This window comes from Glutamicibacter sp. AOP12-B1-11, from assembly GCF_052379245.1.
Taxonomy (GTDB): Bacteria; Actinomycetota; Actinomycetes; order Actinomycetales; family Micrococcaceae; genus Glutamicibacter.
The window spans coordinates 1-10863 of sequence record NZ_JBQSYL010000054.1; the positions used below are offsets into that span (position 1 = coordinate 1).

Consider the following 10863-nt stretch of genomic DNA (forward strand, 5'->3'; position numbering starts at 1 on the left):
TTAAGCGCCACTTTCCCGGCGCAGACGATTCTTGGTGTAGGCCGTCGCCTGATGCTCCCACGGGTCTTCGGGCCAAGGGTGCCGCGGATACTTGCCGCGCATTTCGGCACGTACCTGCGCGTAGGGTCCGTTGAAGAAAGAGATGAGATCCTCGGTCACCGCAAGCGGACTGCCGGCCGGTGAAAGCAGATGGAACTGCACCGGAAGCATCCCGCGCACCAGCCGCGGGGATTCGCTAAGCCCAAAGCACTCCTGCAGCTTGACCGCCACCACCGCCGGACCGCCTTCATCCACCGGCGGATAGCCAATGCGAATCCGCGATCCGGACGGGACCTGCAAACGCTCGGGAACCAACGAGTCGAATTCGTGCGCATGCTGCCACGGCAACAGGGTGCGCAACGCGCCGACGAGGTCGACCTTCCCCGCGGGCTTCCCCGCGGCGATCTGCTCCAGGCCGGAGGCCAGCCACTGCTGCGCCGTCTGCACCAGCGTCGGCTCATCTACCGGCACAAAAGGCGCACCCAGCAATCGGTAGGCCACCGCCATCCGGCGCCGCAGCGCTTCAAAGGCCGGCTGCTCGCCAAAGAGCGCCAGCGACTGCTCGCGCAACGCCGTTGCCGCCGCCTGCCGGCCGAGTTCCTTGGTGGCCTTGATCGGGTGGGCGGAAAGCTCGATGGCGCCGAAGGATTCGACCTTGCGTGCCGAGATTTTCCCGTCCACCAGTTTCGCGCTCTCGGTGATCCGGTGCAGGTGGCCCAGCAGGCCGAGAACTTGTTCCCACTCGATACCCGCGGCGCGGCGGATCACCGCTCCGGTGCTGGTCCCGGCCCGGGTCACCTCGGTGATGGCCAAGAATTCATAATGGGCCAGATGGCTTCCGCGGGGCAGCGAAGCGCGTGTGCCCGAGGCCAGCAGGTAGTCGTTGTCCTGGACCTTGCGCGCCACCCATTGCGGGTAGGCCAGAGCGCAGACTCCGGCGAGCGCCCCGTCAGGATCCACGGCCGGAACCTGCCCGGCGAGGCGTTCAAGACGTTTGGCTTCTTGCACCCAGGCCCGGTGTCCCGGATGCGAAGGCCGGCGAACGGAGCTCAGCAGCTCGTTCAGATCGGCGTTGGCGATGCGTTCGGTGCTCGCCAACAGTGCGACCGCTTCCGCGGTGGGACGCGAGCCGAAATGCTCGGCACCGGCCAGCAAGGCGCGGGCGGTGCGTGGGTCGGCCGGAATCTTCACCATCCGTTCGCCCAGGGCGGTGATTTTTCCTTGCTCGTCCACCGCGTCCAAGCTGCGCAGCACCTCTTCGTCGGTGCGCATCGTGCCCGGCGGCGGCTCCTCCCACAGGGCGAGCCCTTCACCGCGCGGGGTACCCCAAGCGGCCAGAGAAAGCGCGGCCTGCACCAGGTCTCCGGTCTGCATCTCGGGGGCCGAATGAGCCGGTGCGGCCGCGAAGGACTTGGGGTCAAGGGTCCGCACCACGGTTCCTGCCCCGAGCCGCCCGGCACGGCCGGCACGCTGCGTGGCCGCGGCACGGCTGGCGACCACCGTCACCAGGCCGCCAAAGCCACGTGCCGCGTCCCTGCGTGGTTCGCGCGCATAGCCGGCATCGATCACCAGGTGGACGCGCGGTACGGTCAGCGAGGATTCGGCGATCGAGGTGGAAACGATAATTCGCGGTCCCTGCGCAGCCGAAGGCTCGCTGAGTACCTCGTCTTGGGCCTTGGTGGGGATCTGCGAATGCAGTGCAAAGGCTTGGATGCCCGAGGCGCCGATCTGGGCACAGACCCGGTCGACCTCGCGTGCTCCGGGAACGAAGACCAAGGTATCTACCGTTGACTTGGTACCGCGGTTTTGCTGGCGCGAATGCTTCACCGCCACCTGAGCGACATGGCGCAGGTACTCGTCGCTCAACCCGCGCTCGGAGTTGCGCCTACCGGCAAAGCTGTCGAAGAGCTCGGCCACCTCGAATTGCGCGGTGTTGGCGGTAAGCACCGGGGCCGGGGTCTGCCGGGCCAGCAGCTGCGACAGCTCCCGGGCTTGCAGGGTGGCGCTCATGACGATCAGACTGAGATCCTCACGCAATTCGCTGACCTGGTTGACCATGGCCAGCAACAGGTCCGTGTCGATGGACCGTTCGTGGACCTCATCGATGATGACCGCGCTGACCCCCGCCAGGTCGGGGTCCCCCAGCAGCCGGCGGAGCATCAGGCCGGCGGTGACAAATTCAATCTGGGTGTTCGCGGAGCTTTGGCGTTCCCCGCGTACCGCAAAACCTACCCGGTCCCCCAGGGCCGAGCCATCGAGCTGGGCCAGGCGCCGGGCCGCGGCACGTGCCGCCACCCGGCGTGGCTGGGTGACGATAATTTTTCCGGTGAGTCCTTGCACCGCCAGCGCCTCGGCCACCGTTGGTGGAACGATGGTGGTTTTGCCCGAGCCCGGTGGCGCCTGAATCACCAGCGGCTGGTTTGGATGGGCACACAGCGCGGCGTGCAGTTCCGCGCGGCTGGGTCCGAAGGCCAACCCCGCGGCGATGCGTTCCAGGTTGAAGGCAGCCCGGCTCATGCTCGCGGTACCGTCCAGAAATTTTCGATCGCACTCACCACCGGTTCGATGGGGTAGAGCGTGCTGCCGTGGGTCCGCCCGGCCAGAGCCACCATGCGGGCGTTGGGCATGGCGCGAGCCATGATCTTATTCTGCTCGAAGCGCGGCTGGTCGCGCGTGCCGATGAGCAGCAAGGTGGGAACCGTGATCTTGGCCAGCTGGTTCAGCGCGATATTCTGCACCGTTTCCGCTGCCTCATAGTAGGCGGCCAGGGCCAGCGGATCATTGGAAAGGAACGCAAACCTGGTAGCGGGATCCAGCCGTCCCCTGGTTTCCTGACCGGTCACAAACCCTTCGATGTCCCCCTGGCGCAGCACGTCGAGGTAGCCGGGGAAGAAGAGCTTGCCGATTTCCCCGTCGGTGATCTCAAAGGTGCCGCCGAGCATGGTCAAGGACAACACGCGTTCGGGGCTCTGCATCGCCACCTGCAGCCCGCTGCGAGCGCCAAAGGAATAGCCGATGACATGTGCGGCAGCAATACCTAGGTGATCGAGCACCGCATGGATATCGCCGGCGATTTTCTCCATGGTGTAATCGGCGGCCCGGTGGGATTTCACCGATTTGCCGTGGCCGCGCAGGTCCATGCGAATGGTGCGGCGGTTGCCGCCCAGCGCCTTGGTGTATCCCAGCCCGCGCCAGATCGAGCGAGATAGCGCCGACCCGTGCAGGAAAAGAATCGGCTCGCCCGCGGCACCGTCGTCATCAAAGAAGATCTCGGAATTATCTGCGGGGTTATTGATCATTGGCATATAAGCGATTAAATCCTGTCGGGGGCCAGCGGGCAATTTACGTCCCCGCGGCGCGGGCGGCGCTGCCGGTTTTCTATCGACATTGACCGGCAAAAGTATGACACTGAAGGTATGTGGTCGGCGGTTTGACCGCCCAGACACCTAGACCTGCGAGGGAAGGAGCATCATGAGCAATCATCCAGACGAAGAAGTCGGCGCCGAGACTCAAGAACAAGCCAAAGCTCACGTGAAGCACGATCATGACGAGGAGATGGTGGAGGAATGGGAAGACGAATCATTCCCTGCCTCCGACCCACCATCAAACTACTAGGCACGCTAAATCCTAGGAAGCGTTAACTTGGCACCCAGCTGGCGGTAAGGATCTCCTCCTAGAGTGGTTATTACCTTCTCAAGGGTGCGAGTGAATTAGAAGAACCGGTCCGCGCGGACGTTACCTCCTTGACCCCGCGGATCGGTTCTTCATTTTAATCCTCCGCGCGCTGCTTGGTGAACTCGATGGTGGTGGCGCTGCTTGCCGCCACATCCAGTTGCAGCTTCCCTGAGGCATTCTTGGCCACGCCGCTGCCTTTGGCGGCGAATGGCGCTATGGCCGTCAGCTCGGTGGCTTTTATGGCACCGTTTTCTGGGGCATGGATCTGTGCCGCCCGTGTGGCCTTGTATCCCTGCGGAACATTCACCGTGACCGGGTTCTTCGATATTTTCGCCGCATCGTTCTTGTTCACTACGGTGACCAGCACTCGGCTGTTTTTCGCCTTGACGGCGTAGGCCTGGAGGTTTTTGTCTCCGGAGAGCGTCGTCTTCATGAACTGGCTACCGACGCTCAAGCGCGCCAAGCGCATGGCGAGATAGTTCGGCTGGGCCAGCACCTGCCCTGCGCCCAGTTCCCCGGTGCCTTCGGCGGAGCAAACGACAGACATCGGCGCGCCTCCGCGGCAGGCTCCGAGCATCGAGTGCATGTTCATGCGCTCCACGCCCAAACGTGCGGAGTCAAAGATATGGTCCACCGTCCACAGCGCGCTCGCGTGCGTGCGGGAGGTGTTGTTTGTGCCCGGGCAGCTGGTTGAACCGGTCTCTTCCACCCACAGCGGCAGCTTCTTCGCCTCGGCCTTGTCCAAACCGATGCCAATCATCTTCTTGGCGCTATTGCTCACCACCGGGTCCAAGAGGTTCTGCCACTCGGGGCCGCGGCCGGGAATTTTCTCCGAGGAACAATCGTAGGTCGCGTAGTAATGCTGGGTCAGCGCGGTGGTGTTGGGGAGTTTTGCGTCGAGAAATGCGCTCATCCACGAACCGTCAAAGACTCCGGGACCAACGAGCGGAACCTCGCTCCCGGTCTCCTGGTCAATTGCCTTGGCATAGGCTCGCACCTGGGTGACAAACTTCTTCTCATTCCACTGGGAAGGTTCGCGTATCCGGAGTCCCGGGCGGGCATCATTGGTATAGCCGTTGGGTTCGTTGCCAATGGAGATTCCCACCAGGTGATCACCGAAAATCTCTGCCGCGTGCTTAGCCATATCGGCCCCGCGCTTCGGGTCGTAGGTGCCAAGGGGGATGCCGATGGTCACCTTCGCGTCGATCTTCTTGACGGTTTTCATCACGCGCTCAAGGTCTTGTGGAGTGACCAGGGTCTTGCCCTTGGGAGCTTTTTCACCGGTGGAGGTCCAGAACATTTCCCGATCCAGGACATTGCCGCCGAAGCGCAATCCGGGTTGCCCCAACCCGATGAGCATTTCATCGAGATTGCCCGCTGCAGGGTCCCAGCGTGGGTCGCTGAGTTCGGTTGCTTCGAAGGACACACCGATATTGTCATCGCTCAGGCTGGTTCCGAGATTCGAGGCTCCCACCGTGAGGGTGGCCGCCTTGCCATCGGAACGCTTGTTGAACTTCTGCGCGAACTCGGGCAGCGGCTCGGGTGTGGGCTTGGGCGGAGAAGCTACCGCCGAATTTGAGGCGTTGGGTTCTTGCTGATTCTGCCCCGACCCGCCCGAGGAGCAGCCGGCTAGCAGGCCGCAGATCAACATGGCGGCAAGGGATTTTGTCGCTTTGGAAATCACGAAGGTCCTCACAGTTATTTGCAGCATATCCAAACTTCACCCTATCTCGGGAGCGCTTATTCTCTGCTGACGTGACTTCTTCTGCGCCGCACAAGAAACCGCGATGCATACCAATAAATGCCCTGCAGTTTTCGGCTGCCCCTCCCCTGGATCTCTGGTCCACTTTTATCCGTGGCCCTTAAATCGGTGATGAACCGGTAGTTCTGCCATAGAGTTGTGCACAGATAGCAACAGGTCTTTCTACAGAAAGGTTCTACGTGGAGTACGAACTCGTTAATCCGCATCCAGACAGCCACCGCCCCTATGTCGCTGCAGCTAGCCGCTATGAGAACTTCGGCTACCGTCGCGTCGGTGATTCCGGCCTCGTGCTGCCTCCGCTGTCTTTGGGCCTGTGGTGGAACTTCGGCGACAACCGCCCCTTCGCAACCCAGCGCGAAGTCCTACGCCACGCGTTTGACCATGGCATCAACCACTTCGACCTGGCGAATAACTACGGACCTCCGGCCGGCTCGGCGGAAGAGAACTTTGGGCGCATGATGCGCAAGGATTTCATGCCGTACCGCGATGAGCTGATCATCTCCTCGAAGGCCGGCTACGAGATGTGGGCCGGGCCTTTCGGCACCTACGGTTCACGCAAGTACTTGCTGGCGTCTGCAGAAGCGTCGCTGAAGGCGATGAACCTGGACTACGTGGATATCTTCTATTCGCACCGCTACGATCCGAAGACTCCCCTGGAGGAGACCATCGGCGCGCTCGATACCCTGGTGCGCCAGGGCAAGGCCACCTATGTGGGCATCTCCTCCTATTCGGCCGAACGCACCGCGCAGGCCAAGGCGATCGCAGTCGAGCTGGGCACCCCGCTGGTAATCCACCAGCCGTCCTACAACATCTTGAACCCTTGGGTTGAGCATGGCTTGCTGGCTACCTTGGAAAAGGAAGATATGGGAGCCATCGCGTTCACCCCGCTAGCGCAGGGTCTGCTGACGGATAAGTACCTCAAGGGCACCGAAGTGCAACGCCAGGGCGGGCGCCGCTCCCTCGAAGCCCAGCTGACCGAGGGGAACCTGGCCAAGATCCACAAGCTCAACGACATCGCGCAACGCCGCGGCCAGTCCTTGGCGCAGATGTCCTTGGCCTGGCTGCTGCGCGAGGGCGCGGCAACTTCGGTGCTGATCGGAGCTTCCTCTACCAAGCAGCTCGATGAGAACCTGGGCGCGTTGAACAACCTTCAGTTCACCGAGTCCGAGCTCAAGGAGATCTCTGAGATCGCCCAGGGCGACGCCGGAATCGACTGGTGGAAGAACTCCGCGATCAGCTAAATCCTGCGTTCGGCCAAAACACCCACAAGACGTTGCTCGGAACATCTTGTGGGTGTTTTGCTTTCCACAGCGAACGGGAGACATTCGCGAGGAATCAGTCATAAATTCCAGACGTTTCAACGGATCTGCGTGTGGCTGAATTTTTGAACTGAGGATATGCTCGAATAAGACGCTTCGTGAAGTGATTCACATTCATTTTACGGACGTGGTGCGTATCGTGGAATCCACATACCCACACCAGACCTCAACTCAGACTAGACAGGAGCATCATGAGCGCCCCGACCTACAAGGTACTTAACCCAGCGACCGGTCAGATCGTTGAAGAATTTCCGGCAGCTACAGATGAGCAGGTCGAGCAGGCGCTCACGTCGGCGCAATCGGCCTTTGAATCGTGGCAGAACGTCGACATCAACGAACGCGCGAAGATCGTCAACCGGGTCGCGCAGCTCTTCGCTGATCGTGCAGATGAACTTGGCAAGATCATGACCATTGAAATGGGCAAGCCGCTGTCCGAAGCCGTGGGCGAGGCAGAATACTGCAAGGAGATCTTCGAATACTTTGCGACCGAAGGTCCAACCTTGGCCGCAGATCAGGAGATCAAGTCCTTCTCCGGGGGCCGGGCAGTCGTCCAGCGCCGCCCGGTCGGCCCGCTGCTTGGCATCATGCCGTGGAACTTCCCGCTCTACCAGGTGGCCCGCTTCGCCGCCCCCAACCTGATGCTGGGCAACACCATCGTGCTCAAGCACGCCGAGTCCTGCCCGCGTTCGGCATTGGCCCTCCAAGAGATCATGGACGAGGCAGGCGTGCCCGCCGGCGTCTACAACAACGTCTTCGCCACCCATGATCAGATCTCCACGATCATTGCCGACCCGCGCATTCAGGGCGTATCGCTGACCGGCTCCGAACGCGCCGGCGCAATCATTGGCGAGCAGGCCGGACGCAACCTGAAGAAAGCCGTGCTGGAACTGGGCGGCTCGGATCCGTTCGTCGTCCTGGACTCCGATGACGTGGCCGGCATCGCCGAAACCGCGTGGGGTTTCCGCATCGACAACACCGGTCAGGCCTGCAACTCGAATAAGCGCATGATCGTCATGGACGATATCTTTGACGGTTTCGTCGCCGAACTGACCAAGCGCGCCGACGGGCTCACCCCCGGTGACCCGCTGGCCGAACTTGAAGGCACCTTCGCCCCGCTCTCCTCACGCAAGGCCGCCGAAGACCTTGACGCCCAGGTGCAGGACGCGGTGTCCAAGGGTGCCACCTTGCACGCCGGTGGCGTGCTGCACGAGGGGCCAACCGCCTACTACTCCCCCGCGGTACTCAGCGGTGTCACCAAGGACATGCGTGCCTACTATGAGGAGCTCTTCGGCCCGGTAGCCGTGGTGTACAAAGTCACCAGCGACGACGAAGCGCTGGAGCTCGCCAACGACACCATCTACGGCCTGGGCGGTTCGGTGCACTCCACCGACGAGGCCCGCGCCGCGAAGGTCGCTATGGGGTTGCAGTCCGGGATGGCGAACGTGAACATTGCAGCTGCCGAGGGTGCAGAAATGCCGTTTGGTGGCGTGAAGCGCTCGGGCTTCGGCCGCGAACTCGGGCCGCTGGGCATGGAAGAATTTGTGAACAAGCGCCTGTTCTACATCGGCGACTAAAGACATAACTACAGCGTCCCTCGGATCTCTTAACCAAGAGTTCCGAGGGACGCTGTAGTTTAACCGGTGTTTACGGATCCGGCTAAACGGTGATCTTTTCACGCACCGAGGTGTCTCCCTCGGTCGGCGTGGTGGTTTCTGCAAACTCAGTAACCGAGTCGGTACCGTCGCCTCGCGCCGAACTCTTGAACCAGTTCGCCAAGCGAACCCAGGTCACGTCGCGGATGAAGATCGCATCGATGGCGACCATTGCAAGTGAGAACCACGGAAGCCCCATCAGGACCGCAATCCCGATATGGAACGAAACCATTCCGAAGAGAACCGGAATGCGGGTCCAGCGGAAGAGCAATGCCCCCGGGAAGGTCAACTGCAAAATAATCGAGCCAATGGCACCCAGAGCCACCGTCCAACCCATGGTGGTGATCAGCTCACTCAGCTCAGGCCACGGCCCAAATCGCATCGTATGCAAGGGACCATAAACCGCGCTACCGTCACGCCATGGTTCACCGCCGGCCTTGAAAAGGGCACCGGAGACATAAATCATGAACACCTGGCAGGCAAGTGCCACAATGGCCAGATTGTGCCAAAGGTTTGTCAGGTTGGTCGGTAGTATCCGAGTCCCCTTGACGAGCTTGGCCAGGATTGGCCCCTGGAAGTTCTGATTTTTCGCTCTGCGTTTCGCATCAAATGACCAACGAGCCGAATGGTCGGTGAACATCAGCAGGAACAGCCCGATACGCAAGGCATTATCGCCTTGATCGCCTCCGAAATATGCAGACTCGATCAGCCCGATCCAAAGAACCAAGAAGACCGGGAGCACAACCCTGGCACGGAATCCAACCAGGAGCGCTCCGGCGAGAACCATGAGTATAAGGAAATACCCGGTCACGGCAACATCATTGGCTGCGATGGAGTCGAATATGCCAAATATGGAGTATTTGGCGAATGGGCCTGTCGATTCGGCGAGTTTTCCAGTCCAGGCCGATGCGCTGCCGTAGGTGTAGTAACGCGTATTGAAGTTGGTCAGCAATAACCCCAGCGCCGCGCAGGCGAAGAGCATACGGGCGACTGCAATACCATAGCTTGCTCGCTTGGCGTCATATAGCCAAGCTTCGATATCGTGAACAACTCCGGCACAAGCAGCTATAAAGTGTCCCGGCGCGTCACGCCAAAGCGACTTCCACAAGTTCGAGATGACATTACCGGTTCGTGAGAATGCGTTCGACATGATTACTTCACACCTTCCAAGGACAAGAAGATCTTTGCGAAGTTTTCATCGCTTTGTCCGTCAGCAACGGTTGTTCCTCGCCATCCTGAATCGATGACGCTAGCAGCCGGGCGTTTAGCGTCCTCTTTGTTCCGCTGAGCAAACGGTACGATGCCCTGCCGCGCAACTTTGAACTGCACGTTCTTGACGTTCTCACCCCACAGCGCCCGGGCTACCTGGGTGGCATAAGCGCTTGCAATCTTTTCATTCTCAATAAAATTGGCCGTGCTGTTTCTTGCTTTCGCAGAATCGTTCATGGAACGGGCTTTCAGTTCGGCGGCGAGACGCGAGTCCCAATCATCACCCTTGAAATAGCTCAGTTTCACGATCTTCTGTTGTTCGTCATCGAGTTTCCGCCAAGCACCCCGATAATCCGACGCGAGTTGATTACCCGCTACCGCTGCCCGAGGCGGGAACAAGTTGTGGTGGATCATATCCATTTCGCGGTTCACTGAGTCCACCCACTCGGTAGTTATCAGGCCATCACCGTTGTCGACCTGGGCGCGAACTGATATATGATAATCCCCATCGATTGGTTTTGGCGCGAATACCGACCAGCTTTGACCGAACATCGGGAGCATGTAAGTTCTCAACGCTGATGCGGGGACAGCTTTACGTAATTCATTGACAGGAGCGACCCAGAGGAATGTGGCAAAGATATGCCACATGGTGAGCAGCACACAGACTGCACCAACGATTCTCAGCCAGATAGGCCGTCGCTTACTCGCTGCCTTAGACGGAGCTGACGTCATGTCCCAGTCCTGTTCGTTCAAGATTCAACCCAACGCAACAACACGAGCCGGGGTTAGCGCCCCATGCAGAGTTGGTATGAAGTCGTTCAAGTATGTATGGACGCTCAAATTCGAGCGTCAGTAGCAAGAGCCACTAATAAACGATAAACCGGGCTGCCCCGCGAAGGGCAGCCCGGCTCGTCGTTATCACTGCAAAGTTACGCTATTACGCATTCTTGCGGCGAGCAATCATAATTCCAGCACCAGCTAGTGCGAGCAGTACAGCAATGCCGCCTGCAATCAGCACACCATTGGCACCGGTGTCAGCTAGGTTGTCCTTAGGCTTTTCCTTGCCGTCGGAGTCCGAATCACTATTCGATGAACCGTTGCTGTCATCCTTGGCATCAGCGTCAGCAGTTGCATCGGCAGTTGCCTCAGACTCGGAACCCTCAGCGTCAGCGGCTGCATCAGCATCGACAGCGTCAGCGGCTGCATC

9 protein-coding genes are annotated in these 10863 nt (G+C 60.3%); 3 read left to right on the forward strand and 6 right to left on the reverse strand.

Annotated features, from left to right (window positions below; translation table 11 throughout):
- The gene (gene hrpB, locus ACT3UQ_RS19140) at window positions 1-2556 is read right to left on the reverse strand and encodes an ATP-dependent helicase HrpB (RefSeq protein WP_105650620.1); all 2556 of its coding nucleotides are present in this window, start codon (window positions 2554-2556) and stop codon (window positions 1-3) included.
- The gene (locus ACT3UQ_RS19145; RefSeq protein ID WP_444637748.1) at window positions 2553-3338 is read right to left on the reverse strand and encodes an alpha/beta fold hydrolase; all 786 of its coding nucleotides are present in this window, start codon (window positions 3336-3338) and stop codon (window positions 2553-2555) included. The genes hrpB and ACT3UQ_RS19145 overlap by 4 nt, the downstream gene beginning before the upstream one ends.
- 172 nt (window positions 3339-3510) lie before the next feature.
- Between ACT3UQ_RS19145 and ACT3UQ_RS19150 the strand changes: the two genes are divergently transcribed.
- Window positions 3511-3654 (forward strand): hypothetical protein, encoded by a 144-nt coding sequence (locus tag ACT3UQ_RS19150; RefSeq protein WP_176484320.1) that lies wholly within the window; start codon window positions 3511-3513, stop codon window positions 3652-3654.
- Between the two features lie 154 nt (window positions 3655-3808).
- On the opposite strand, the gene ACT3UQ_RS19155 is transcribed toward ACT3UQ_RS19150, so the two are convergent.
- A complete protein-coding gene (locus ACT3UQ_RS19155) occupies window positions 3809-5398 on the reverse strand; it encodes a hypothetical protein (protein WP_444637749.1) in 1590 nt (529 codons plus the stop codon).
- A 257-nt stretch (window positions 5399-5655) separates the two neighbouring features.
- On the opposite strand from ACT3UQ_RS19155, the gene ACT3UQ_RS19160 reads away from it, so the two are divergent.
- Entirely contained in the window at window positions 5656-6717 is a 1062-nt protein-coding gene (locus tag ACT3UQ_RS19160) for an aldo/keto reductase (RefSeq protein WP_105554526.1), read from the forward strand.
- Window positions 6718-6986: 269 nt separating this feature from the next.
- Window positions 6987-8369 (forward strand): NAD-dependent succinate-semialdehyde dehydrogenase, encoded by a 1383-nt coding sequence (locus ACT3UQ_RS19165; protein ID WP_444637750.1) that lies wholly within the window; start codon window positions 6987-6989, stop codon window positions 8367-8369.
- An 82-nt stretch (window positions 8370-8451) separates the two neighbouring features.
- Here the strand turns inward: ACT3UQ_RS19165 and ACT3UQ_RS19170 are convergent, their stop codons facing one another.
- The 3 genes from ACT3UQ_RS19170 to ACT3UQ_RS19180 all read right to left on the reverse strand — a co-directional run.
- On the reverse strand, window positions 8452-9597 hold the full coding sequence (locus ACT3UQ_RS19170) for an HTTM domain-containing protein (protein WP_105650616.1): 1146 nt from the start codon (window positions 9595-9597) through the stop codon (window positions 8452-8454).
- Between the two features lie 2 nt (window positions 9598-9599).
- Window positions 9600-10316 carry a DUF5819 family protein gene (locus ACT3UQ_RS19175; protein WP_105650615.1) on the reverse strand — a complete coding sequence of 239 codons (717 nt, stop codon included), beginning with the start codon at window positions 10314-10316 and terminating at the stop codon, window positions 9600-9602.
- A 277-nt stretch (window positions 10317-10593) separates the two neighbouring features.
- The coding region (locus ACT3UQ_RS19180; protein WP_444637751.1) for an LPXTG cell wall anchor domain-containing protein at window positions 10594-10863 on the reverse strand (270 nt) is incomplete at its 5' end.

Bases quoted from the DNA above. Each gene is read 5' to 3' on its own strand.
- ACT3UQ_RS19150 (WP_176484320.1), top strand. From the start codon at position 3,511: ATGAGCAATCATCCAGACGAAGAAGTCGGCGCCGAGACTCAAGAACAA.
- ACT3UQ_RS19170 (WP_105650616.1), bottom strand. From the start codon at position 9,597: ATGTCGAACGCATTCTCACGAACCGGTAATGTCATCTCGAACTTGTGG.
- ACT3UQ_RS19145 (WP_444637748.1), bottom strand. From the start codon at position 3,338: ATGATCAATAACCCCGCAGATAATTCCGAGATCTTCTTTGATGACGAC.
- ACT3UQ_RS19165 (WP_444637750.1), top strand. From the start codon at position 6,987: ATGAGCGCCCCGACCTACAAGGTACTTAACCCAGCGACCGGTCAGATC.
- hrpB (WP_105650620.1), bottom strand. From the start codon at position 2,556: ATGAGCCGGGCTGCCTTCAACCTGGAACGCATCGCCGCGGGGTTGGCC.